Source organism: Curtobacterium sp. MCLR17_032 (assembly GCF_003234795.2).
Classification (GTDB): domain Bacteria; phylum Actinomycetota; class Actinomycetes; order Actinomycetales; family Microbacteriaceae; genus Curtobacterium.
On sequence record NZ_CP126268.1, the window covers coordinates 1039139 to 1063261 of the forward strand.

Annotated in this window: 22 protein-coding genes, 1 tRNA gene and 1 riboswitch; of the genes, 9 read left to right on the plus strand and 14 right to left on the minus strand. The window is 71.2% G+C overall.

Features of this window, described 5'->3' with window-relative positions:
- Positions 1–17: 17 nt before the first annotated feature.
- The 3 genes from DEI97_RS04910 to DEI97_RS04920 form a co-directional block, all read right to left on the minus strand.
- The gene (locus tag DEI97_RS04910; protein WP_258376811.1) at positions 18–167 is read right to left on the minus strand and encodes a maleylpyruvate isomerase N-terminal domain-containing protein; all 150 of its coding nucleotides are present in this window, start codon (positions 165–167) and stop codon (positions 18–20) included.
- Positions 168–781: 614 nt separating this feature from the next.
- Positions 782–1342, minus strand: a complete 561-nt coding sequence (locus tag DEI97_RS04915; protein ID WP_111076481.1) for a YceI family protein — start codon at positions 1340–1342, stop codon at positions 782–784.
- Positions 1343–1471: 129 nt separating this feature from the next.
- Positions 1472–2386 carry a putative endonuclease domain-containing protein gene (locus DEI97_RS04920; protein WP_146248267.1) on the minus strand — a complete coding sequence of 305 codons (915 nt, stop codon included), beginning with the start codon at positions 2384–2386 and terminating at the stop codon, positions 1472–1474.
- A 616-nt stretch (positions 2387–3002) separates the two neighbouring features.
- Between DEI97_RS04920 and DEI97_RS04925 the strand changes: the two genes are divergently transcribed.
- The gene (locus DEI97_RS04925) at positions 3003–4007 is read left to right on the plus strand and encodes an aldo/keto reductase family protein (RefSeq protein ID WP_111075924.1); all 1005 of its coding nucleotides are present in this window, start codon (positions 3003–3005) and stop codon (positions 4005–4007) included.
- 79 nt (positions 4008–4086) lie between these two features.
- On the opposite strand, the gene treZ is transcribed toward DEI97_RS04925, so the two are convergent.
- The 3 genes from treZ to glgX are packed head-to-tail and all read right to left on the minus strand — an operon-like array spanning position 4087 to position 10759.
- A complete protein-coding gene (gene treZ, locus DEI97_RS04930) occupies positions 4087–5841 on the minus strand; it encodes a malto-oligosyltrehalose trehalohydrolase (RefSeq protein ID WP_111075925.1) in 1755 nt (584 codons plus the stop codon).
- Positions 5838–8348 (minus strand): malto-oligosyltrehalose synthase, encoded by a 2511-nt coding sequence (gene treY, locus DEI97_RS04935; protein WP_111075926.1) that lies wholly within the window; start codon positions 8346–8348, stop codon positions 5838–5840. Before treY ends, treZ begins: the two co-directional genes overlap by 4 nt.
- Entirely contained in the window at positions 8345–10759 is a 2415-nt protein-coding gene (gene glgX, locus DEI97_RS04940; protein ID WP_111075927.1) for a glycogen debranching protein GlgX, read from the minus strand. The genes treY and glgX overlap by 4 nt, the downstream gene beginning before the upstream one ends.
- Before the next feature lie 212 nt (positions 10760–10971).
- On the opposite strand from glgX, the gene DEI97_RS04945 reads away from it, so the two are divergent.
- From DEI97_RS04945 to DEI97_RS04965, 5 genes are all read left to right on the plus strand, one after another.
- The gene (locus tag DEI97_RS04945; protein ID WP_111075928.1) at positions 10972–11301 is read left to right on the plus strand and encodes a hypothetical protein; all 330 of its coding nucleotides are present in this window, start codon (positions 10972–10974) and stop codon (positions 11299–11301) included.
- Between the two features lie 65 nt (positions 11302–11366).
- Positions 11367–11477, plus strand: a riboswitch (TPP riboswitch).
- On the plus strand, positions 11472–12119 hold the full coding sequence (locus DEI97_RS04950) for an ECF transporter S component (RefSeq protein ID WP_111075998.1): 648 nt from the start codon (positions 11472–11474) through the stop codon (positions 12117–12119). It overlaps the preceding riboswitch by 6 nt.
- Positions 12116–13969: an ABC transporter ATP-binding protein gene (locus DEI97_RS04955; protein WP_258376769.1), complete on the plus strand. Its 1854-nt coding sequence runs from the start codon at positions 12116–12118 to the stop codon at positions 13967–13969. The genes DEI97_RS04950 and DEI97_RS04955 overlap by 4 nt, the downstream gene beginning before the upstream one ends.
- Positions 13970–14052: 83 nt before the next feature.
- Positions 14053–14772: an energy-coupling factor transporter transmembrane component T family protein gene (locus DEI97_RS04960; RefSeq protein ID WP_258376770.1), complete on the plus strand. Its 720-nt coding sequence runs from the start codon at positions 14053–14055 to the stop codon at positions 14770–14772.
- A complete protein-coding gene (locus DEI97_RS04965) occupies positions 14765–15400 on the plus strand; it encodes a nucleoside/nucleotide kinase family protein (protein WP_258376771.1) in 636 nt (211 codons plus the stop codon). Before DEI97_RS04960 ends, DEI97_RS04965 begins: the two co-directional genes overlap by 8 nt.
- Here the strand turns inward: DEI97_RS04965 and DEI97_RS04970 are convergent.
- From DEI97_RS04970 to DEI97_RS04990, 5 genes are all read right to left on the minus strand, one after another.
- Positions 15355–15699 (minus strand): metallopeptidase family protein, encoded by a 345-nt coding sequence (locus DEI97_RS04970; RefSeq protein ID WP_111075930.1) that lies wholly within the window; start codon positions 15697–15699, stop codon positions 15355–15357. The genes DEI97_RS04965 and DEI97_RS04970 overlap by 46 nt on opposite strands.
- Before the next feature lie 180 nt (positions 15700–15879).
- Positions 15880–15955 (minus strand) — tRNA-His (locus DEI97_RS04975).
- Between the two features lie 73 nt (positions 15956–16028).
- Complete coding sequence (gene orn, locus DEI97_RS04980) at positions 16029–16715, minus strand: oligoribonuclease (protein WP_111075931.1); 687 nt, start codon at positions 16713–16715, stop codon at positions 16029–16031.
- A 964-nt stretch (positions 16716–17679) separates the two neighbouring features.
- On the minus strand, positions 17680–18921 hold the full coding sequence (locus tag DEI97_RS04985) for an MFS transporter (RefSeq protein WP_253461954.1): 1242 nt from the start codon (positions 18919–18921) through the stop codon (positions 17680–17682).
- Positions 18918–19352: a MarR family winged helix-turn-helix transcriptional regulator gene (locus DEI97_RS04990; protein WP_181439338.1), complete on the minus strand. Its 435-nt coding sequence runs from the start codon at positions 19350–19352 to the stop codon at positions 18918–18920. The genes DEI97_RS04985 and DEI97_RS04990 overlap by 4 nt, the downstream gene beginning before the upstream one ends.
- A gap of 129 nt (positions 19353–19481) precedes the next feature.
- Here DEI97_RS04990 and DEI97_RS04995 point away from each other — a divergent pair, with 129 nt between their 5' ends.
- Both DEI97_RS04995 and DEI97_RS05000 read left to right on the plus strand, forming a co-directional pair.
- Positions 19482–19772 carry a hypothetical protein gene (locus DEI97_RS04995; RefSeq protein WP_111075934.1) on the plus strand — a complete coding sequence of 97 codons (291 nt, stop codon included), beginning with the start codon at positions 19482–19484 and terminating at the stop codon, positions 19770–19772.
- Between the two features lie 123 nt (positions 19773–19895).
- On the plus strand, positions 19896–20159 hold the full coding sequence (locus tag DEI97_RS05000) for a YbbN family protein (RefSeq protein ID WP_111075935.1): 264 nt from the start codon (positions 19896–19898) through the stop codon (positions 20157–20159).
- Here DEI97_RS05000 and DEI97_RS05005 read toward each other — a convergent pair.
- The 3 genes from DEI97_RS05005 to DEI97_RS05015 are packed head-to-tail and all read right to left on the minus strand — an operon-like array spanning position 20100 to position 23277.
- Positions 20100–21503, minus strand: coding sequence for a DUF6716 putative glycosyltransferase (locus tag DEI97_RS05005; RefSeq protein ID WP_146248225.1), 1404 nt, complete (start codon positions 21501–21503; stop codon positions 20100–20102). The genes DEI97_RS05000 and DEI97_RS05005 overlap by 60 nt on opposite strands.
- Positions 21500–22378, minus strand: a complete 879-nt coding sequence (locus DEI97_RS05010) for an N-acetylneuraminate synthase family protein (RefSeq protein ID WP_111075937.1) — start codon at positions 22376–22378, stop codon at positions 21500–21502. The genes DEI97_RS05005 and DEI97_RS05010 overlap by 4 nt, the downstream gene beginning before the upstream one ends.
- Positions 22375–23277, minus strand: coding sequence for an acylneuraminate cytidylyltransferase family protein (locus tag DEI97_RS05015; protein ID WP_146248226.1), 903 nt, complete (start codon positions 23275–23277; stop codon positions 22375–22377). The genes DEI97_RS05010 and DEI97_RS05015 overlap by 4 nt, the downstream gene beginning before the upstream one ends.
- Before the next feature lie 275 nt (positions 23278–23552).
- Between DEI97_RS05015 and DEI97_RS05020 the strand changes: the two genes are divergently transcribed.
- A complete protein-coding gene (locus DEI97_RS05020) occupies positions 23553–24113 on the plus strand; it encodes a P-loop NTPase family protein (RefSeq protein WP_111075938.1) in 561 nt (186 codons plus the stop codon).
- Positions 24114–24123: the final 10 nt, after the last annotated feature.

The following is a 24123-nucleotide window of genomic DNA, read 5'->3' on the forward strand; positions in this document are numbered from 1 at the left end:
GTGAGGAGCTTCGGGATTCATCGCTGCTCGTCGACCACGTGTGCGACGAGGTCGCGCGTCGTCCATTCAGAGTCCGGGGTCGGCGCGTCCCAGTCGGTCACCGCGGCGACACGGCGGCCGAACTCGGCCACGGCGAGGGTCTGCAACGTGATCCAGTCGGTGGACATCGGGGTGCTCCTGTTCGTCGGCGGGCGACGTCTCGACCTCAGTGTCGGACGTGCTCGTGTGCAGCGGTGATGCGTGCAACTCCGCGGCCAGGGGGCGGATTCCCTCGGGTGCGCCGGAGCGATCCTCACGGTACCGCTCGGCGTGACGGGAGGCGCTGGTGACGGACCACGCTGACGTCCAGTTCCGAGGTGGTGCGGTCGCGCGTGGGCCCGGTGGTGTGGGCGAGTGGGCGACATACCGCGGAGACGGGTGTGATCGCCCTGGTGTTCCGCCCGCTCGTCTGGACGGGGCGTCGCGTGGCGGTGGCTGGCGATGGCTGGTGGCCCGGGGGCCGGTGCGTGGCTGGTGACCGGGTCGGCGGTGGGCGAGTGGGCGACATACCGCGGAGACGGGTGTGATCGCCCTGGTGTTCCGCCCGCTCGGCTGGGAAGAGAGCGCACGGAGCGTCGCGGGTACGGCTCACGCGCTCGGCTGGAGGCGGTCGGCGGACGGCGGACGGCGAGCGCCGCTCGGAGTATGAGCGGCGGGATCAGGGGTCGTCGTCGGGTCAGCGTTGCCCGGACAGCACGAAGCCCCGACGCCGAGGGCGCCGGGGCTTCGTGTGGGGGAGAGGTCAGGCCGCCTGGAGGACGAACTGGACGTCGAGGTTGATCGTGACGTCGTTGCCGAGGGTGAAGCCGCCGGCCTCGAGAGCCGCGTTCCAGTTCACGCCGAACTCGGTGCGGTCGATCTTGGTGGTGGCCTCGGCGCCGAGCTTGGTCTGGCCGTAGCCGTCGGTGGTGACGCCACCGAACTCGGTCTTCAGGGTCACGGGCTTGGTGACGCCGCGCAGCGAGAGCTCGCCGTCGATGAGCATGTCGTCGCCGTCCTCGCGGATGCCGGTCGAACGGAAGACCATGTGCGGGTGCTCTTCGGTGAGGAAGAAGTCGCCGGTGGCGAGGTGCTGGTCGCGCTGCGCCTGGTTCGTGTTGATGCTGGAGACGTCGATGGATGCCTCGAGCTTGGTGTCGAGGGGGTTCTCAGCGGTCACGAGGGTCGCGTCGAACTGCTCGAACTTGCCCTTGACCTTGCTGATCGCGAGGTGGCGGACCGAGAAGCTGACCTCGGAGTGGGTCGGGTCGAGCTTCCAGGTGCCGGTGACGTAGCCGGGGATGGCGGAGGCGTTGAGAGCCATGGTGTGTCCTTCTTCGAGCGATGAGTCATGGGGCGGGCGCGGCATTGCATGCGCCTGCATCGAACCTGATCGTAGCCCATTCTGCATCGCTTTGGTTGAAGCGTCAACCATTGTTCACTGAAGTGTCGCTCATGGGCGATGTGGACCCGCTCTCCCCACGGTGAGGAGTCGGTGGATCCTGCCGACGAAACGGTCGACCGCAGGTCCGACGTCGTCCGCGGTCGCTCGGACCAGCCACCAGTCGCCGTCCTTGAGCAGTTCACCCCGAGTCAGGTCCTTCCGGAACGTCACAGGGTCGGACCGGTGCAGATCGCTCTCGTACTCGATCGCGACGCGGGCGTCCGGGTACGCGAGGTCGACGCATGCCACCCACCGCCCGTCCACGACGACGTCATGGTTCAACGCAGGTTGTGGAAGCCCCGCCCGGGTCAGCACGAGGCGCGTCCGTGTCTCGCCGGGGGAGCGGGAGCCGGTCCGGATCTCAGCGATCGCTGCGCGGAGCTTCACGACGCCGCGGCACCCTCGACGTCGGCGGACCGCTGCCACGAGCTCAGGGACCGTCACCCATCCGAGCCATCCCACGAGGGCGTCTCCGGCGACGATGAGTTCGTCCAGCGAGAGCGACGAAGCAAGAGCGGTGAAGGTGTCGGCAGGGTGCGTCAGCCGCACACCCCGGCTGTGGACGACGCGGACGGATCCGGCGCGTGCACGATGGCCGACCGACCCGCGGACCCGGAGCGCCTGGTCCGTCCCGATCGTCGTCACGTGGAGGCGTGGGTCGCGCTCGAGTCGACGGGGCAGGGGGACGCCGAGCAGCATGGCGGCAGTGGTGTGGCTGAAGACCTGATCGCCGCGCAGTCTCGGAGCGAGTGCCCGGGCGAGTTCGTCCGGTGTCCGGGGCTGGGTCGCGCATCGGATGCCGTGGAAGGGCCGGCGGAGGTCTCGGGCATCGAGTCGGCCGCGCGGCACACCCATGTGGAGCGCGCGGCGCACACGGAACGGCGTCCGGCGCAAAGCCTGGGGAAGCGGGGTCTTCGGAGACATGCCGTCCATGCTGGAACCGCACCAGCACGGCGGGGGCGGGGCGTGCCTCCAGTGTGGATTCATGTGGAGGGCGGCGAGATGTGCAGGAAAGGCCGCGCAACGCGAGCGGGCGCAATCGTGGGCGAGCAGGCCTGATCGAGTCCGCTTTCCGCCCACTCGCCGGTGGGGCACCCAGAGGGAGCGTGCGGTCTCGCCCGATAGCGACCTGGTCGAGCCCGCGCCCGGTGAGTGGGCGCACGCGGCGACGCGGCGAGCGGGCGACGCGGTGAGTGGGCGAGAACGTCCTCTCTGCGGCGGGTTCGCTCTGGTATTCCGCCCGCTCGACGGGGACGGGAGGGACGGGAGGGACGAGAAGGACGGGGCGCGGGGGACACGTGGGACCGGAGGGACGGGTGGGCTGGGGCCCGGGGGTGCACGGTCTGGCATCTCGCCCGTTCGCCGACCGGGCTCGCCCGTTCGCCGACCGGGCTCGCCCGTTCGCCGACCGGGCTCGCCCCTTCACCGGCCGGCCCGAGTGGAGCCGGCCGGAACCACACGGCGCGGGCACCACTGTCTGCTGTCCACAGGTACTGCCACGGCCTCCCGCGTGCGCGCTCACTCCAGTAGCGTCGACACCATGGAATTCAGGTACCTCGGCAACTCCGGTCTCAAGATCTCGGAGATCACCTACGGCAACTGGCTGACGCACGGCTCGCAGGTCGAGAACGACGTCGCCACCCAGTGCGTGCGGGCTGCGCTCGACGCCGGAATCACGACGTTCGACACCGCGGACACCTACGCGAACACGGCAGCCGAGACGGTCCTCGGCGAAGCACTCAAGGGCGAGCGCCGTCAGTCCCTCGAGGTCTTCACGAAGGTCTACTGGCCGACCGGCCCGATGGGGCACAACGACGTCGGCCTCAGCCGCAAGCACATCATGGAGTCGATCAACGGCTCGCTCGAGCGTCTGCAGACCGACTACGTCGACCTCTACCAGGCACACCGCTTCGACTACGAGACCCCGCTCGAAGAGACCATGCAGGCCTTCGCGGACGTCGTCCGCCAGGGCAAGGCGCTCTACATCGGCGTCAGCGAGTGGTCCGCCGAGCAGATCCGTGCCGGCGCCGCCCTCGCGAAGGAGCTCGGCTTCCAGCTCATCTCGAACCAGCCGCAGTACTCGATGCTGTGGCGCGTCATCGAGGGAGAGGTCGTCCCCGCCTCGAAGCAGCTCGGCCTGTCGCAGATCGTCTGGTCGCCGATCGCCCAGGGCGTCCTCACCGGCAAGTACAAGCCGGGACAGCCGCTCCCCGAGGGGTCGCGCGCCACGGACGAGAAGGGCGGCGCGGACATGATCAAGCGGTTCATGCGCGACGAGGTCCTCGAGGCCGTCCAGCGTCTCCAGCCGGTCGCCGACGAGTCCGGGCTCACGCTCGCGCAGCTCGCCATCGCCTGGACCCTGCAGAACGAGAACGTCGCGTCGGCCATCGTCGGCGCCTCGCGTCCGTCGCAGGTCACCGACAACGTGAAGGCAGCGGGCATCACGCTCGACGCCGACACGATGGCGCGCATCGACGAGGCGCTCGGGGACATCCCGGAGCGCGACGCGTCGAAGAACGTGTCACCGGCCAAGCGCCCCGCCTGAGCGGAACCCACCGCCTGACGGACGGGAGGCCCGGTACCAGCTGGTACCGGGCCTCCCGTCCGTCACGGGGTTGCGCAGGTCAGCGCACCACCACGAGCCCACGGCCGGCGAAGCGGACGCCGTCGGTGTCGAAGTCGGCGTCACCGAAGCTGAACAGCACCTCGCCGGTGGCGCCGACGAGCGGGACCTCCGCCGGGTCGTCGGACAGGTTCACGACGACGTGCACCGGTGCTGCCGTCGGGCCGAGCAGACCGCGGGTCAGCACGAGCCACCGCTCGTCCTCGCTGAAACGGACCGCGTTCGCCTCGTACCGGTGGTCCACGAAGGCCTCGTCGGTCCGCCGGAGGGCGACGAGAACCCGGTACGCGTTGAGGATCCGGGCGCCACGCTCGGAGTCGACGTCGGACCAGTCGAGCTTCGAGTTCGTGAACGTCGTCGGGTCCTGCGGGTCCGGCACGGTCGACTCGTCCCAGCCGTGTTCGGCGAACTCCTTGATCCGACCCTCGGCGGTGACCTTGCCGAGCTCCGGCTCCGGGTGCGAGGTGAAGAACTGCCACGGGGTAGTGGCGGCGAACTCCTCGCCCATGAAGAGCATCGGCGTGAACGGGCCGAGCAGGGTGAGCGCCGCGGCGATGACCAGGCCCTCGTCGGACACCGTCGCCGCCAGGCGGTCCCCGGCGGCGCGGTTGCCGATCTGGTCGTGGTTCTGGTTCGCCACGACGAGAGCGGTCGTCGGCGAGGTGCCGCGGTCGATCGGACGGCCGTGACGCTTGCCACGGAACGACGACCAGGTGCCGTCGTGGAAGAAGCCCTGGTCGAGGACCTTGGCCAGCGCGGTCAGCGGTGCGAAGTCGGCGTAGTAGCCGTTCGTCTCGCCGGTGACCGCGACGTGCACGGCGTGGTGGAAGTCGTCCGACCACTGACCGGCCAGCCCGTAGCCGGCGGCTTCACGCGGCCGGAACATGACCGGGTCGTTGAGGTCGGACTCGGCGATCAGGGACAGCGGCTTGCCGGTGAAGGACGAGAACGCGTCGGTCTCGCTGGCCATCTCCGCCAGGATGTGCGGGCGGGTCGTGTCGCGGATGGCGTGCACGGCGTCGAGTCGCAGTCCGTCGACGTGGTGGTCGCGGAACCACATCCGGACGTTGTCCAGCACGTAGCGGCGCACCTCGGGCTCCTCGACGTTGACCGAGTCGCCCCACGTGTTGGCCAGACCCTGCACCAGGTACGGACCGTAGAGCGGCAGGTAGTTGCCGCTGGGTCCGAGGTGGTTGTAGACGACGTCCTGGATGACACCGAGGCCGAGCGCGTGCGCGCGGTCGACGAAGCGGTCGTAGGCGTCGGGGCCACCGTAGGGCGCGTGCACCGCATACCACGCGACACCGTCGTAGCCCCAGTTCCACTCGCCGTTGACACCGTTGACCGGCAGGAGTTCGACGAACTCGACACCGAGCTCGACCAGGTGCTCGAGCTTGGCGGCCGCGGCGTCCAGGGTGCCCTCTGGGGTGTACGTGCCGATGTGCATCTCGTAGATGACACCGCCGCGGGCCGGACGACCGGTCCAGGCATCGTCGGTCCAGCGGAAGCGCTCCGGGTCCACGACCTCGGACGGGCCGTGCACGCCCTCGGGCTGGAAGCGGCTGCGCGGGTCGGGTCGGACGGCGTCGTCCCCGTCGATGCGGAAGCCGTAGCGCGCTCCGACGACGGGCAGGACGTCGTCCGTCGTCCACCAGCCGTCGTCCCCGCGTGTGAGCGGGTGCTCGGTGCCGTCGACGACGAGTCGGACGTTCTCGGGTTCGGGGGCCCAGACGCCGTAGCGGTCGGGACTGGTCATGCGTGACCCTCCAGGATCTCGACGTCGGCCTGCGCGTCGGTCTCGGTGTCATCAGTGCTGGTGCTGGTGCTGCTGCTGGTGCTCGTGCTGCTGGTGCCCGATGCCGTGCCCTCCGCCGCGTCGTGTCCGGCTCCGTCGACGACGTCCGCCGGTACGAGCAGCGCGACGGGGAAGTCGGTGAGGACCTCGTCGAGCAGGAGGTCCCGGTCAGCCGGGAAGCGCCTCCCGGTCAGCAGGTCCACGCGTTCCGCCGGAACGACGTGCAGGAGCGTGTCCGCCCACCCACCGACTGCGTCGAGGCCGACGGGCAGGCGCGTGGCGACCGTCACGGCTCCGCCACGGTCGAAGGCGACCACGTGGTCCGCAGCGGGGCCGGTCGCGTCGAGCGGGACGTACCGGGTGAACAGCTCCGGGTGGTCCCGACGGAGTCGGAGCGCGCGGCTCGTGACGAGGGTCTTCGCGGCGGCACCGAGGTCGATGCCGGGCAGCCTGTCCGGGCCGTCGTCGTCGGCGCCGTCGAGCGAGGCGAGGACGTGTCGGCGTTCGGTGTAGTCCACGGGTCGACGGTTGTCTGGGTCGACGAGTGAACGGTCCCACGCCTCGGTGCCCTGGTAGACGTCCGGGACACCGGGAGCGGTGAGCTGCAGGATCTTCGCGCCGAGGCCGTTGGACCAACCGGCAGCGTCGATCCGCTCGTCCAGCGCGTCGAGTTCAGCGACCACGTCGGGGTCGTCGAACGCGGCGTCGACGAGGGCGTGCATCTGCTGCTCGAAGGACTCGTTCGGCTCGGTCCACGTCGTGCTGTCACCGGCTTCACGTGACGCCTTCTCGGCGTAGGCGTGCAGGCGCTCGCGGGAGGCGGGACGCGCTCCGACGATCGCCTGCCAGAGCAGGTCCGCGAAGACGCCGTCCTCGAGCGGCGCCAGTGCGTTCAGACGATCGAAGGCCGCCGTCCACTCCTCGCCGAGTTCGGCGAGGACGGCGATGCGGGCACGGGTGTCCTCGCTGCGCTTCGTGTCGTGCGTCGTCAGCGTCGTCATGGCGTGCGGCCAGCTGGCGAGCCGCTCGCGCTGGGCGGCGTGGAACTCGTCGAGAGTGACCGAGAACACGCTCGGGTCGCCGCCGACCTCGCTGAGCGACGACAGACGCGAGGTCCGGTAGAACGCCGTGTCCTCGACGCCCTTCGCCATCACCATGCCGCTGGTCTGCTGCAGGCGGATGGCGGCCGCGTCGTCCGCGTCGGAGAGCGCCGGCGCGATGCGGTCGATGACGTCGGCCAGGTCGGGGCGGGACTCCGCCGCGACCTCGAGTGCCTCGATGAGGTGGTGGATGCCCTCCGGCAGGTAGGTGCGGTACACCTCGAAGCTCGCCACGATCTCCGCCACGGCATCGACGATCCGGTCCTCGGACACCGGGGCGCCGTCGGCCTGGACGGTCGGATCGACGACCAGGAGGCGCGCCAGACGTCGGACTTCACTGTTCAGGATGCCGTCGGCGATGCCACGACGGGTCCCGTGGATGAGGTCCTTCCAGGCGACGTGTTCGCCGCGGAGCCGGTCCTCCAGAGCCGTGAGGGGGCCTTCGCCGGCCGGGTCGACGAACACCCGGTCGATGAACCCGAGTGCGTCGTACCCGGTGGTGCCGTCCACCGGCCAGGACGACGGCAGCAGCTCACCGGGCTCGAGGATCTTCTCGACCAGGGTGTACGCGCCACCGGTCAGGTCGGCGAGGTCGTCGAGGTACCCGGCCGGGTCGTACAGCCCGTCCGGGTGGTCGATGCGCAGGCCGTCGACGAGACCGTCGCGGAACCAGGAACCGATGACGCTGTGCGAGGCGGCGAACACCTCGGGCTCCTCGACGCGGATCGCGGCGAGGGTGTTCACCGCGAAGAAGCGGCGGTAGTTCAGCTCCGAGTCGGCACGCTTCCAGTGCACGAACTCGTAGTGCTGTCGGGCGTGCACGGTCTCGACGTCGTCGCCGTCGCGCACGGTGCCGGGCGCGGTCGGGTACTCCGTCTCACCGACGAGCAGACGCGGGGGCTTGCCGTCCGGAGTGCCCGCGTCGAGGGTGACGGCGTCGAGCAGCCGGTCGTCGAGCACCGGGATGCGCACGCGGCCGTCGCCTGCGGCCCAGTCGATGTCGAACGCCCAGGCCACGGGCGACTCCTGGCCCTGCTCGAGGAGCGACCACCACCACGGGTTCACCGCCGGGGTCGCGACGCCCACGTGGTTCGGGACGACGTCGACGAGGACACCGAGCCCGGCCGCGTGTGCTGCCTCGGCGAGGGCTCGGAGTGCGTCGTCACCGCCACGCTCGGTGTCGACGTGGGTGTGGTCGACGACGTCGTACCCGTGACCGGAGCCGGGCTCCGCCTGCAGCACGGGCGACAGGTACAGCCAGTCGGCTCCGAGGTCACGGACGTAGTCGACGACGTCCTGTGCGGCGCTCAGGTCGAAGTCGGCGGTGACTTGCAGACGGTACGTCGAGGTCGGGTTCCGGCGGGTCATGCGGCACTCCCAGGGGTGTCAGAGTCGGGCGTCCCGGGGTCGGACGTCTCGGGTGCGGTGGTTCCGGTCGTCGCGGTGACGTTGTCGGGACCGGTGGTGCTGGCGGGGCTCGTCGTTTCCGGGAGGCTCGTCGTGCTCGGGACACCGGAGGCTCCGGGGGTCCCGGCCGCGCTCGGGGTCGCCGAGGCGGCGGGGTTCGCCGGAGTCGCCGCCGGGTGGTCCGGGTCGGACTGCTCGGCTGTGTCGGAGGACGGGTCGGCGGCGGTGTGCGCCGTGGTGTCGACGGGCGTCCGCTGGATCTCGTGCTCGGGCTCTGCTCGGAGGACGATCATCGAGCGGGCCGGGACGTCGAGGGCGTCCCCGGCTTCGAGGACCTCCTCACGCGCTCCGGGTTCAGCCGTGTCGATGCGGACCGTCCACCCGGGGGAGTACTCCTCGGGCGGCAGCGTGAACGTCACGACGCCGTCGTGGGCGTTGAAGTACGTCAGGAAGGCCACGTCGGTGACGCGCTCGCCGCGGGCGTCGCGTCCGCGGATGCCCTCGCCGTTCAGGTACATGCCGACGCTCTTGCCGAAGCCGGAGTCCCATTCTTCCGGCTGCATGGCGTCGCCGGCCGGCGTCAGCCACACCACGTCGGGCAGCGGCTCGCCCTCGCCGCGGCGGACCGGGCGTCCGTTGAAGTACCGGGTCCGTCGGAACGTCGGGTGGTCGTGGCGGAGCTTCACGACGTCGGCGGTGAACTGGATGAGTTCGTCGTCGGCGGTCGCCCAGTCGATCCAGCTCAGCTCGGAGTCCTGCGCGTAGACGTTGTTGTTGCCCTGCTGCGTGCGACCGAGTTCGTCACCGTGGGCGATCATCGGCACGCCCTGGCTGAGCAGCAGCGTGGCGATGAAGTTCCGGCGGCGCTGCAGCCGGAGGGCGTTGACCTCGGCGTCGTCCGTGGGGCCTTCGGCACCCGAGTTCCACGAGCGGTTGTGGCTCTCGCCGTCGTTGTTGTCCTCGCCGTTGGCGTCGTTGTGCTTCTCGTTGTAGGCGACCAGGTCGTACAGCGTGAAGCCGTCGTGGGCGGTGATGAAGTTGATGCTCGCCTTGGGCGTGCGGCCGTCGTGCTCGTACAGGTCGGCGGACCCCGAGATGCGTGACGCGAACTCCCCGAGGGTCGAGGGCTCGCCCCGCCAGAAGTCGCGGACGGTGTCGCGGTACTTGCCGTTCCACTCGGACCACTGCGGCGGGAAGTTGCCGACCTGGTAGCCGCCGGGGCCGACGTCCCACGGCTCGGCGATGAGCTTCACCTGCGAGACGATCGGGTCCTGCTGGACCAGTTCGAAGAAGGCGGAGAGCCGGTCGACCTCGTAGAACTCCCGGGCGAGGGCGGCGGCCAGGTCGAAGCGGAAGCCGTCGACGTGCATCTCGGTCACCCAGTAGCGGAGCGAGTCCATGATGAGCTGCAGCGAGTGCGGGTGCCCGACGTTGAGCGAGTTGCCGGTCCCCGTGACGTCCATGTAGTAGCGCTTGTCGTCGTCCATCAGCCGGTAGTACGCGGCGTTGTCGAGGCCGCGGAAGGACAGCGTGGGACCGAGGTGGTTGCCCTCGGCGGTGTGGTTGTAGACGACGTCGATGACGACCTCGATGCCGGCGCGGTGCAGCTCCCGCACCATCGTCTTGAACTCCTGCACCTGCTGCCCGCCGTCGCCCGAGGACGAGTAGTGCGAGTGCGGCGCGAAGAACCCGATGGTGTTGTAGCCCCAGTAGTTCGACAGCCCCTTGTCCTGCAGCGTCGAGTCGTTCACGAACTGGTGCACCGGCATCAGCTCGAGCGTCGTCACGCCCAGACGCTGGAGGTGCTCGATGACCGCCGGGTGCGAGACGCCGGCGTAGGTGCCGCGCTGGTCCTCCGGCACGTCCGGGTGCGTCTCGGTGAGGCCCTTGACGTGTGCCTCGTAGATGACGGTCTCGCCGTAGGGGATCCGGGGAGCCCGGTCACCCTGCCAGTCGAAGAACGGGTTGATCACCACGCCCTTCACCATGTGTGCGGCCGAGTCCTCGTCGTTCGTGGAGTCCGGGTCGCCGAACGTGTACGAGAAGAGCGACTGGTCCCAGTCGATGTCGCCGCTCGTCGCCTTGGCGTACGGGTCGAGCAGGAGCTTCGCCGGGTTCGACCGGACGCCGTTCGCCGGGTCGTACGGCGCGTGGACGCGGAAGCCGTACTCCTGCCCGGGGCCGACGGTCGGGAGGTAAGCGTGCCAGACGTGCGCGTCGACCTCGACGAGGCGGACGCGCTCTTCGGTCCCGTCGGCATCGAACAGGCAGAGCTCGACCCCTTCGGCGACCTCGCTGAACACGGCGAAGTTCGTGCCGCTGCCGTCGTAGGTCGCGCCGAGCGGGTAGGGGTTGCCGGGCCAGGTGTGCAAACGTGCCTCCAGGAGAGATGAACTGGGCCAACGTATCGGCGCACCCCTGTGATGTCCGCCGTTCAGGGGCGCACTGTGGAGCGTTCCCACTCTCCACAGCCCCTCGTCGGACAGGTCGGCTCCTCCCTCCACAGGCTGGACGACGAGCGGGTCCCTCCACAGTTCGTCCCCGCCCGTCCGTCAGCCAGTGCTGGCGGAGTAGCGTCGCCGCCATGACCAACATCGTCACGCAGATCGCAGACAAGGTGCGGCCCGTCGGCGTCGCCTCGAACTACGGCGACCCGGTGGAGGTCGGCGACAGCACGCTGATCCCCGTCTCCGTCAACTGGTACGGCTTCGGTGGGGGCTCCGACTCCGACGAAGACGGTGCTGGCGGTGGCGGCGGCGGGGCCGTCTCGCTCCCGGTCGGCGCCTACGTCCGCCGTCCCGGCCAGGACCTCGCGTTCGAGCCGAACGTCATCTCGCTCCTGACGGTCAGCATCCCGGTCATCTGGGTCGCCGGCAAGGTGCTCGTCAAGCTCATCCGCGCGCTCAAGAAGTGACCGCCTGACGGACAGGAGGCCCGTGGTCACGTGACCACGGGCCTCCTGTCCGGTGGGTACACTGCTTAGACACACACGGGAGTCCGCCAGAGCGGGCTGAGAGGGAGCGAACCGCGCTCCGACCGTCGAACCTGATCCGGATCATGCCGGCGCAGGGAGGAGTCATCGCGATGTCCACTGGTGCACCCACCACAACGTCCACCGAACGTCCGGTCGTGAAGCGCTCGCTGCGCTGGCGGGTCGTCGACATCGTCGTCGCCGCGGTCCTCGCGGTGGCCGTCGGCGTCGTCTTCAAGCTCTGGGACGTCGCCTACGAGCCGATCGGAGCCGGGCTCGGCCTGGTGCTCCCGGGCTCGCAAGCCCTGGTCGGCGGCGTCTGGCTCCTCGCAGGGCCCCTCGTCGCCATCGTCGTGCGGAAGCCCGGCGCCGCACTCTTCGGCGAGATCGTCGCGGCCTCGGTCGAAGCGATGCTCGGCACGCAGTGGGGCTGGGGGACACTGGTCTCCGGTCTGGTGCAGGGCATCGGCGCCGAGATCGTCCTCGCGCTGTTCCTCTACCGCGTGTGGAAGCTGCCGGTGGTCATGCTCGCCGGAGCTGCGACCGGGCTCGCACTCGGGCTGAACGACGCATTCCGCTACTACGCCGGTGCGACGGCCGCGTTCCAGGTGACGTACGTCATCTGCGCGATCATCTCGGGCGTCGTCATCTCCGGTCTCGGGTCCTGGCTGCTCGTCCGCGCCCTCGCCCGCACCGGCGTGCTGTCGTCCTTCGCGGCCGGACGGGAGCACGGGCGGCGACCTCGAGCCTCCGCAGCGTGACGACCGTCCCCGCTCGGATCACCTTCTCCGGCTGGGGCTGGCGCTATCCCGAGCGGCGCACCTGGGCAGTCCGCGGCGTCGACCTGGTCATCGAACCCGGTGAGCGCGTCGCCGTCGTCGGGCCGTCCGGTGCCGGGAAGTCGACGCTCCTCCGCGCCGCGGCAGGTGTCCTCGCCGATGATCCGGACGATGCGGACGACACGGCAGCAGCAGTCGAGGGGACGATCCTCGTCGACGGAGTCGCACCCGTGTCCGTCCGCGGGCGGGTCGGCCTCGTCATGCAAGATCCCGAGGCCCACACCGTGATGTCCCGGATCGGCGACGACGTGGCCTTCGGGTGCGAGAACCTGGGTGTCGAGCGCAGCGACATCTGGCTCCGGGTGCGGCATGCGCTCGACGTCGTCGGACTCGACCTGCCGCTCGACCGCTCCACCACGAGGCTGTCCGGCGGTCAGCGACAGCGGTTGGCGCTCGCGGGGGTGCTCGCGATGCGGCCGGGTGCGCTGGTGCTCGACGAGCCGTGCGCGAACCTCGACCCGAACGGTGTCGTGCAGGTGCACGACGCGGTCCGAGTCCTCCTCGACGACACCGGGGCCACGCTCCTGGTCGTCGAGCACCGCATCGGCACCTGGCTCGACCTGGTCGACCGGCTGGTGCTCCTCGAGCAAGGTGGCGGAGTCGTCGCCGACGGGGCGCCCGACGTCGTGCTCGCCGAGCACTCCGACGCGCTCGAACGTGGCGGCGTGTGGGTCCCGGGATCTGAGCCCACCCGCGGTTCGGCTCGGAGCGCGGGCCGCGACGCCCTCCGCGCTGCTGCACTCCGTGGCGCTGCCCTGCCCGACGCTGACCCCCGTGGTCCGGCCCTGCCCGGCGCTGCGCGAGCGGGCGGAACACCAGGGCTGCAGACGACTGGGGCGGGGGAGTTCCGCCCACTCGGCGTCGGCGCCGGCGTCGGCGTCGACCCAGACCCCGACGATGCTCGCCCGTCGCGAGCGGGCGGAACACCAGGACCGCCCGCCCGCGCGACCCCGGCATCTCGCCCGCTCGGCGCGGGTGAGGGCGAACGGCAGGCCCCACCCGCCCCCGGGGGAACGCTGCTGCTCCGAGCGATGGGCCTCGCGACGAGCCGGAGCGCCGGCCGGACCGCGAAACGGCGCGGCAGGGACCGGATGCAACACATCGGACACGACATCGACCTCGAGGTCCGGAGCGGCGAGGTGCTCGCCGTCACCGGGCCGAACGGCGTGGGCAAGAGCACGCTCGGCCTCACCCTCGCGGGACTCCTCCGTCCCGCTGGCGGAACACTCGAAGCCAGCTCGGACCTCCTCGGAACGAAGGGCGCGGCTCCGACCGATCCCGCTCCGCACTCCTGGTCCAGTCGGGAGCTCGCCGCCCGCATCGGCACCGTCTTCCAAGACCCCGAACACCAGTTCATCGCCGCCTCGGTCCGCGAGGAACTGGCCGCCGGGCCCGCCGCGCTCGGGATGCCCGCCGCCGCGATCGACGAACGGGTCACGGAACTGCTCGACACCTTCCGGCTCGACCACCTCGTGGACGCCAACCCGTTCACGCTCTCCGGTGGCGAGCAGCGGCGGCTCGCGATCGCAGCGGTCATCGCGACACGCCCGCCCGTCCTCGTCCTCGACGAACCCACTTCGGGGCAGGACCGGGCCACCTGGAGTGCCGTCGTCGAGCAGCTCGGGGCACTGGCCGACGCCGGGACAGCCGTCGTCGTGGTGACGCACGACCGCGATCTCGTCCGAGCGCTCGACGCCGACGAGGTCGTCCTCCACGCGGACGGACTGACACCGGCCGTGCCCGGCGTCCGGTCCACCGGGGAGTCACGGTGACCGCCCCAGTCACCGCAGCGAGCGGACGGACCGGAACCGAGCCTCCCGTCCAGCCCGGGCGTGGCGCGGGGAGTGTGCAGCCGGTGGCGTCGTTGCTCGGAGTGATCGCCCTCGGCGTCGTCCTGGTCCTCAGTCTCGACCTGGTGTCGGCCGCGACGGCACTGCTGCTGGAACTCGCGCTGTTGCCGGTGCTCCGGATCCCGGTCCGGACCCTGCTCCTCCGGACGTCGCCGGTCCTCGTCGTCGTCCCGCTGACCGGGGTGAGCATCGCCCTGTACGGGCAGCCGTCCGGGCGTGTCTGGTTCGACTTCGCCTTCGCGCACGTGACCGACGGATCGTTGCAGCTGGCACTCGCGACGATGCTGCGCGTGCTCGCCGTCGGCATCCCGGGCATCGTCCTGTTCATCCGATCGGACGTCACGGACCTGGCGGACGGGCTCGCGCAGATCCTGCGACTGCCGGCGCGTTTCGTCCTCGGCGCCCTCGCCGCGATCCGCATGATGACCCTGCTCGGCGACGACTGGCGTCAGCTCGCGATGGCACGGCGCGCCCGGGGCGTGGCGGACAGCGGGCGCCTCCGTCGCGGCCTGTCGATGGCCTTCGGCCTGCTCGTCGTCGCGCTGCGTCGAGCGACCACCCTCGCCGTCGCGATGGAGTCCCGCGGCTTCGGCGCGCCCGGCCGGCGCACGTGGGCGCGTCGCGTCCGGTTCGCCGGACCGGAGTGGGCGATGTGCGGCATCCTGCTCGGCATCGGCGCGGCGGCGGTCCTCGCCGCCGTCGCCGCAGGGACCTGGCGTGCCTGAGACGGACGCATCGGCCAGACCCGAGACCACCGGTGACGGACTGGAGGCGCGCATCGCCTCCGCCCGCACGCTCGCCTCCCGCGCGCGGTCCGCGTTCCGAACCGCTCGGAACAGCCGTCTCATCGTCCTCGTCGATGGTCGCTCCGGGACCGGCAAGACGACGCTCGGGAACGCACTCGCGGCGGAACTCGACGCGACCCTGGTGCATCTGGACGACATCTACCCGGGATGGGACGGCCTCCAGGAAGCCGCCGACGCCGTGGTGCGGGACGTGCTCGGGGTCCCCGCCGGCTACCGGCGCTGGGACTGGGGGAGGTCCGAGCCCGCCGACTGGGTGCCGGTGGATGCCTCTGCTCCGCTCGTGATCGAGGGCTGCGGCGCGTTGTCCCGTGCGTCGGCACCGCTGGCGACCTTCCGGGTGTGGCTCACCGCGGACGAGGGGGAACGGCGTCGTCGCGCACTCGACCGCGACGGCGAGGCGTTCGCGCGGCAGTGGGAGCGGTGGGCCCGGCAGGAGGAGGCGTTCATCGCCGCCGAAGCGCCGCAGACCCTCGCCGACGAGGTGCTGCGTTCGGAGGAGGACTACGCCCAGCCGAGCTCGTGCAGCCGTTCGTCGTCGATGCCGTAGAAGTGCCCGATCTCGTGCACGAGGGTCGTGTGCACCTCGTCCTTGAGCTCCTCCAGGGTGTCGCACTCGAGCAGGTGCTGTTTCCGGAAGACGACGATCCGGTCCGGTAGTTCCCCGAAGCCGTACTGGCCGCGCTCGGTCTGGGCGACGCCGTCGTAGATGCCGAACAGGTCCGAGCCGTCCTCGGGCTCGTCCTCGACCACGAACACGACGTTGTCGAGCCCGTCGACCATGTCGTCCGGCAGGAGGTCGAGTTCGTCGGTCACGAGCTGCTCGAAGTCCTCGGTCGACATCTCCATCACGGGAGGATCGTGGCACAGCTGACCGGACGTGTCCTGGTGGGCAGATGGCACCGCAGGTGTCGCCTCGGCTGGCAGCTGCTCTCCGCAGACGCCCCGCGGTCGCCCCGCGCGGATGCGCTGGGCCGATGCTCCGCGCATGACGAAGGCCCCCGTCCATCGGACGGGGGCCTTCGTGGATGGGGTGAGTAACGGGGCTTGAACCCGCGACCTCCTGGACCACAACCAGGCGCTCTACCAGCTGAGCTATACCCACCATGTGTCAGTCCGGCGAGCCGGAGCAACCACTCGATTGTAGTACATCCGGACGCCGGCCCGGACCACCATCGCTACTCGGTGACTTGGGCGGTGGTTTGAGGGGTCGCAGCGGACACCGGCTCCGGGCCGGACTGCGGCGCCAGGCGGGACTCCCACTTCGCGACGACCTCGGCGGCGATCGCCTTGACGTCGTCGCTGGCGGGCCCGGGCTCCGGGGTGAACCCGGCGCGGCGGTAGTACTCGAGCTCGCGGATCGACTCGAGGATGTCGGCGAGCGCGCGGTGGCCGCCGTGCTTCTCGGGGGAGTTGAAGTACACGCGCGGGAACCAGCGGCGGCAGAGTTCCTTGATGCTCGAGACGTCGACGCTGCGGTAGTGCAGGTGGTTGTCGATGCGCGGCATGTACTTCGCCAGGAACGCGCGGTCGGTGCCGATCGTGTTGCCGGCCAGGGGAGCGGTGCCCTCGGCGGGGACGTGGGCGAGGATGTACTCGAGGACCTGGTACTCCGCGTCGGCCAGGCTGACGCCGTTCGGGATCTCGTCGATGAGGCCCGACGTCGTGTGCATCTTCGTGACGAAGTCGTTCATGTTGTCGAGCGCCGACTGGTCCGGCTTGATCACGATGTCGAACCCAGGGTGGACCGGGTTGAGGTCGAAGTCGGTGATGACCACCGCGACCTCGACGAGTTCATCGACGTCGACGTCGAGCCCCGTCATCTCACAGTCGATCCAGACGAGGCGGTCGTTCGCGGCAGACATACGGCGATCCTACTTCCGTGGACCGACAGCCCGCGGCTCCTGTGGATCGGCAGCGCTGGTGCTCCGGGGCCGGCGCGCGGTGCCCGCTGCCCCGGGTCCGGGTCCGGGTCCGGGTCCGGGTCCGGGTCCGGACCCGGGTCGGCGTCGGGTCCGGGCGCCGTCGGCGCGCGAGAGGGCGGAACACCAGGGGACACCCACGTGTGCCGCTGCTCTTCCGCCCGCTCGCGGTGGGTGCAGGTTCGAGCGCCCGCACGGGAGGCCCGCAGCCGGTCCTGCGGGCGGTCGTCGGGCCTCCAGTCCGTCCCGGCGCGCGAGCGGGCGGAACACCCGACGCCCGGCGTGGCCCGCCCTGGCATTCCGCCCGCTCGACGGCTCCGGAGCGGGGATGCGTGAGGGACGCGTTCGAGAGGGTCGTGCCCGGACTGCCCGGACTGCCCGGACTGCGCGGCGGCTCAGGCGCCTCTCGCCCGCCCTTGCGCGCGAGCGGGCGGAATCCCGGCGGGCAGTCGCGGCGCACCCTTGTCTTCCGCCCGTTCGTCGCTGCTGCGCTGCGCCCGGGAGGCCCGCATCCGGTCCGTCGGGCGGGTCGCGTGCCTCCCGCGCGGCCAGCGTCCGCGAGCGGGCGCAATCGCGGCAGGCGAGCGCGCAGCGCCCTGGCATCTCGCCCGCTCACCGGGACCCGGGAGCGGGCGCGTAGCGGACTGCGCCCGGGAGGCCCGCAACCGGTCCGCCGGGCGGGTCGTGTGCCTCCCGCTCGGCCAGGGTCCGCGAGCGGGCGGGATCGCGGCAGTCGAGCGCGCGGCGCCCTGGCATCTCGCCCGCTCACCCCGCCCCGTCCCGACCGTGCCGCGCCCCGCCCCGCGCCGAACGCGCCCCGCGCCGAACGCGCCCCGCGCCGAACGCGCCCCGGATGCGCCGATGGCCGGGCCCGCACCGCGGGCCCGGCCATCGGCGACCGGAGGAGCTACGCCATCTCGCCCGCGGTGATCGCCTCGGCCTCGACGCGCTCCGGCTCGACCCCGTCGTCGACGCGCCGCAGCACCTTCGTGGTGAGCACGACGACCAGGAACGCGACGGCCACGGAGATGCCGGCGAACACGTACGCGGCGCTCGGCGAGTACGCGTCGGCGAGGAGCGTCGCGACGGGCGGGGCGATGGCGCCACCGATGAAGCGGACTGCCGAGTAGGCGCTGGAGGCGACGGAGCGGGGGAGGTCGGTCGCCTCCATGACGCACTCGGTGAGCACCGTGTTGAGGACACCGAGCACGAGTCCGCCGATGACGACGCAGACGATGAGTCCGGCCTGGGACCGCACGACGACGGCCGCGGCGAACAGGTCGAGCGCGAGCAGGGGCAGCGCGAGCTTGAGGACGCTGGTCCGACGCATCCGCGCGGTGAGCATCGGCGCGACCCACACCGAGGTGATCGCGAGGCCGACACCCCAGCCGAAGAACGTGAAGCCGATGCCGAGCGCTCCGAACCCGAGCGGGAACGGCGTGTAGGCGAGGAGCACGAAGAAGCCGATGTTGTAGAACAGCGCGGTCGCGGCCAGGGCGGCGAGGGCCGGTCGGCCCAGGGCGCGGAACGGTGCGGAGAGCTTGGTCGGCGTGGGCTTCTCGAGCGTGCCGGTCTTCAGCAGGACCACGATCGCGATGAACGCGACGGCCATCAGGGTGGTGACGCCGAAGAACGGGCCACGCCAGCTGACGGAGCCGAGCAGACCCCCGACCAAGGGTCCGACCGCGATGCCGAGGCCGAGTGCGGCCTCGTAGAGGATGATCGCCGACGCGGTCCCACCCGATGCTGCGCCGACGATGGTGGCCAGTGCGGTCGAGATGAAGAGCGCGTTGCCGAGTCCCCAGCCGGCGCGGAACCCGATGATCGTCCAGACGTCGTTCGACACGGCGGCGAGCACCGAGAACAGCACGATCAGGGCGAGCCCGATCATCAGGGTCTTCTTCGCGCCGATCCGGCTGGACACCCAGCTGGTGAAGAACATCGCGACACCGGTGACGGCGAGGTAGCTCGTGAAGAGCAGTTCCGTCTGCGCGGGCGTGGCCTGCAGCGACTCGGCGATCGCAGGGAGGATCGGGTCGACGAGGCCGATGCCCATGAAGGCGACGACGCAGGCGAAGGCGATCGCCCACACCGCCGACGACTGCTTCAGGATCGAACCGGACTGTCCGGCGGGTGCGTGCGCGTTCACGCGGTGGTCTCCGTTCTGGTCCTCGCTGCGATGAGGGCCGATGCGTCGTGCAGGATGTTCCAGTCGTCGTCGGTGAGGTCCTCGAAGAGGGGCCCGACGGTCCTGGTGAGTGCGGCTCGCCACGCGACGAGTCGTTCGCGTCCGATGTCGGTGATCTCGATGCGCTGCCCACGCGAGTCGTCGGGGTCGACGGTGCGTGAGACGAGTCCGTCGGCGGTCATGCCGGCGACCAGGCGGGTCATGGTCGGTTGCGACACACGTGAGGCGCGGGCGAGTTCGCCGAGCCGGAGGGCGTCGTCGGCCTCGAGGATGCCGAGGGTCCGCCAGACGGCGGTGGACGTGGTGTGGCCGGTGGCCTGGAGCGCGGACCGGATGAGCCGGTTGACGGAGACGAGGAGCGTCTCGATGGTCTGTTCCCGCGCTTGTTCCACGGTGGAACTATATAGCGTTGCTATGGATCCGGCAAGGAGGCCCGGCACACCTCCGCCAGGACACGGACCTCCGCCCTCCGGTCACGATGCGCTGGACGGCGGTGCCCCCTGCCCTGGTAGAAGGGAGACATGACCGACATCACCATCCACGAGGGCGACGAGTTCACCGCCATCTTCCACGAGGGCCCCTTCGACGGGACCACGGACACCCGCACCGCCACGAGCGACGCGCTGGACGACGAGGTGACGGTGTTCGCGGACGTCGAGGGCCTGCAGACGGCCTTCACCTACAAGGCCACCGGCTCCCGCCAGGTCCTCGACCAGATCTCGGTCGACTACACCTTCGCGCCCGACCAGTCCGACCCGGTCGACGACCTGCAGGACCGCGGCGACCGCTCCGGCGAGTTCGACCGCGAGTAGCAGCCACTGACAGTGCCCCCGGTCGTCGCGGACGACCGGGGGCACTGTCGTTCAGGCGCTGTCGGCCGGGGCATCGTCGTCCGATCGGGAGTGTCCTAGCCGCAGTCGTCGTTGCACCACACCATGCAGGTCGATCTCTGGACGTCCGCGTTCTGTGCGCCGTGTGCCGCCGCTCGTCGGGTCGTCGGCGACGCCGCGCGTCTCGTGCCGGGCCTCGTCGTCACCGAACGGGACATCGCGAACGACCCCGAGCGCGTCGAGGAACTCGGCATCCGGTCGACCCCGACCGTCCTCGTCCGTCGCGACGACGGCACCGAGGTGTTCCGCTCAGCGGGCGTCCCGACCCGTGACCAGTTCCTCGTCGCGGTGGCGAAGGCGCTCGACTGACACCGGAGCGACGATCGGCGTCGAGGTCGGCCGCATCACGCGTCGGACCTGTCGTACGGATCGCTTGACCGCACGGATCGGCGTCCCGATGAGCGCCGCCACCCGGCCGATCACCGACCGGTCGTGGTCGCCGAGTGCGTTCCGCCGCTCCCACGCCCGCCGCAGCGCACCACCCCGACTGCGCCGGGCAGCGGGACGGTCGACCAGCCGTCCGGCGTCCCGGAGGCGCATGAGCTCCTCGGCACGGTCCGCCCAGTCGTCGTCGGCAGCGTGGTGGAAGTAGTTGTCCGCCATCCACTCCGCACGCACCGTCCCGAACCGGCCCTGCACCAGGTCGTCGGCCGTGCCCTCGAGCCCGCTGTCGACGAACACCTCGTTGATGAGGGAACGCGAGGTGCCGAAGTCCGTCAGCGTCAACGCGGGCACACCCCGAGCAGCGGCTTCGAGGACCGCCGTCGAGCTGATCGTCACGAGCGCCACGGCCCGGTCGAGGTGCACCGACATCGGACCGGCCTCGACCACGAGGTTCGACGGCGCATCGGTCGGCAGCAGATCGGCGTACGGGAAGGTCTCGCGGTGCGTCTGCTGCTCGCCGGCGGCCGCGCGGGTCTTCACGACGACGCGCCACTCCGGGTGTGCGCGGGCCGTGTCGGCGAGCCAACCGACGACGCGGCGGCGGTCGTCCTCCTCCGCGGGCACGCTCGGCTGCGCGGCGAACACCACGGAGTCGCGCACCACCCCGGCGCGCGGCGCTCCCGTCGACCGGGCGAACGGCAGCGTCGCGAGGGCGAACGACGGCTCGACACCGCCGGCGGTCGCCAGGCTCCGGTACTCCCGGACCTCGCGGTGGCTGTGCAGCACGAACAGGTCGGCGCGCGCCCGCAGGAACACGCCCTTCCACTTCGCCGGGAACGAGATGCCCGGCAGCCCGGTGAACAGCACCGGCCGCCGCGGGACCGACCGGAGGACCTGGTCGATGAGGACCTCCGCAACGGGGCCGATGCAGGACACCAGGACCGCGTCCGGCGGGTCGGCCTGGAGGCGCGCCACCACCTCGTCCACGCTCAGCGGCTCGGGAGGTGCGAGGTCGATCGGTCCCAGACGGGCATCGACGTCACGGAACGCCGCCCGCAGCTGGGCCGGACTCGCCGACCGTGGCGTCGCCACCGTCAGCAGTTCCAGCGACCAGTGCGCCGGTGCCGCCGAGAGGAGGTGGGCGCCCCACTTCGCGAACGAGTCCGTGTCGACCAGGCCGACCACCCGTCGGCGGCGAGGCGGCGTGCCGGCGGGGTGGCGTGCCTCCCGGCCGGCAGTCGCCCTGTCGTCGTTCGCCGCAGCGCTCACGCACCCACCCGACGGAGCTTGGCGAGGGGCGCCTGCTCGCCGGGGAAGATGCGCTTGACGCCGTCGCCCATGGCCGTCTCGATGATGCGGATGTCGCGCACCAGCGTGCGGAGACCGTGCGGCTCGAGCGATGCGGCGTGGTCCGAGCCCCACATCGTGCGGTCGAGGGTGATGTGCCGCTCGACGGCCGTGGCGCCGAGGGCGACGGCCGCGAGGGAGATCTGGAGGCCCGGCTCGTGACCCGAGTACCCGACCGGCACGCCCGCGTAGGCGTAGCGGTTCGCGAGGGTCTCGATCATGCGGAGGTTCGCCTCCTCCGGGGGGAGCGGGTACGTCGAGGTGGCGTGCAGGATCACGAGCCGTTCGGTGCCGAGGGTCGAGACGGCGCGGTCGATCTGGTCCATCGTCGACATGCCGGTCGAGAGGATCACGGGCTTGCCGGTCGCGGCGACGGCGGCGAGCATGCCGAGGTCCGTCACCGACGCCGAGGCGATCTTGTAGGCGACGACGTTGAGGTCCTCGAGGAAGGCGACCGACGGCTCGTCCCACGGCGACGCGAACCAGTCCAGGCCACGGAGGGTCGCGTGGTCACCGATCTCGATGTACTGGTCACGGTCGAACTCGACGCGGTAGCGGTAGTCCAGGTAGGTCATGTCGCCCCACGGGGTGCTGCGCGGCATCGCCTTCATGTGCTCGGGCGTCGAGATCTCCGGCGTCCGCTTCTGGAACTTGACGGCCTGCATGCCGGCGTCGGCGGCGACGTCGATGAGCTGCTTGGCGATCGCGACGTCGCCGTTGTGGTTCAGGCCGATCTCGCCGATGAGGTAGGCGGGGTTGCCCGCGCCGATGGTGGAGAGGCCGATGCGGACGCTCATGGTGCTCCGTTCTCCGCTGCGGAGGACCGCGCGGGGTGAGGGTCGGTGGGGCGGGGTGCGGGGGTGCTCGTGCGCGAGCGGGCGGAAGCGCTGGGTGCGGTGGCGGTTGGGGCTGGCATTCCGCCCGCTCGCGGGGTGGGCGCGGCCGGGGACGCGACCGCGGGCTGGTCTGCGGGGGCGGCCTCGGCCTCGACCTCGAGGAGGGGTGCCAGCGCGGACGCGAGGGCCAGGTCGTGCGGCTCGTCGATGTCGATGGCAGTCGAGGCCGGGACGACTGCCAGCTCGACGCGGCCCACGAAGCGGTGGCGGGCCTCCCGGAAGGCGGCGACGCGGACCGCGTAGAAGGCGCCGGTCTCGCGGAACTCCGGTGCCCGGTCCTGGCGGCGAGGGCGCGTGGCGGCGTCGTGGTTGACCGCGACGGCGGAGCCGTCCTCGGCGAGGCGCCAGAGGAAGGCGTGCGAGGGGGCGGCGGCGAGCACGGAGTCGGCCGCACCCTCGAGGACACGGTTCGCGGCCCGGTCGAGGTCGGCGGGATCGATGAACGGCGAGGTCGCCTGGAGGAAGAGGAGGACCTCGGGGCCGCGGCGCGCAGCCCCGTCCGGGTTCCGGGGCGCGACCGTGTCGAGTGCGTGCAGGAGCGCGGACTCCGACGAGGCCTCGTCACCCGCGAGGTCTGCCGGACGCCGGACGACCCGTGCTCCGGCCTCGACGGCCTCGGCAGCGATCGCGTCGCCGTCCGTGCTGACGACGACCTCGTCCACCGTCTCGGCGGCGAGGGCTGCCGTGACCGCCCGTGCGACCAGCGAGCGGCCGGCGACCTGGCGGAGGTTCTTGCCCGGGATCCCCTTCGAGCCCGCTCGTGCTGGGATCACCGCGATGACACGGGGCTCGGGGCTCATGGGGGAAACGTAGGGAGCGGCGGTGACGCTGAGAGGAACGGCAGGGAGACGGGCGGCGAACCGTTCCGGAAGGGGACGCGGGCGGGCGGCCGTGCGGCTAGCCGGGAGGCGCGTGGTGCGTGAGTGGGCGGAGTACCCGGGTGCGGTGGCGCCGGGAGGCGCGTGGTGCGTGAGCGGGCGGAGTACCCGGGTGCGGTGGCGCCAGGCCCTGGTGTTCCGCCCGCTCACGCCGGGCGGGCTGGTACGGGCGAGCGCACCTGTCCTAGGGTCAGGGGATGCTCGGCGCCGACGACGTCCTCGATCCTCCGCCTCGACGGGTCCTCGTCGCGGGGACTGCCGGCGTCGGCAAGACGACGACGGCGCAGCGCATCGCGCGGGCGATCGGCGCTCCCCACACGGAACTCGACGGGATGTACCACGGGCCCGGGTGGACGGCGCTACCGGACTTCGAAGCTCGGGTGGACGAGGTGACCTCCGCTCCGACCTGGGTCTCCGAGTGGCAGTACCGACAGGTGCGGCAGCTCTTGGTCGAGCGCGCGGACACCCTCGTCTGGCTCGACCTGCCGAAGCCGGTCGCGTTCGTCCGTCTCCTGCGACGGACGATCCGACGGCGCCTGCACCGCACGGTCTTGTGGAACGGCAACGTCGAACCGCCGCTGTGGACGTTCTTCACCCGCAGCGAACACATCCTGCGCTGGGGCATCGCGAAGCGGAACGAGATGCGGCAGCGGGTACCGGTGCTGGCTGCCGACACCCCGCACCTCCGTGTCGTTCACCTGCGATCGCAGCGGGAGATCGAGCGGTTCGTCGGGCGGCTGCGCACGCGTACCGAATAAGATCGTCGGC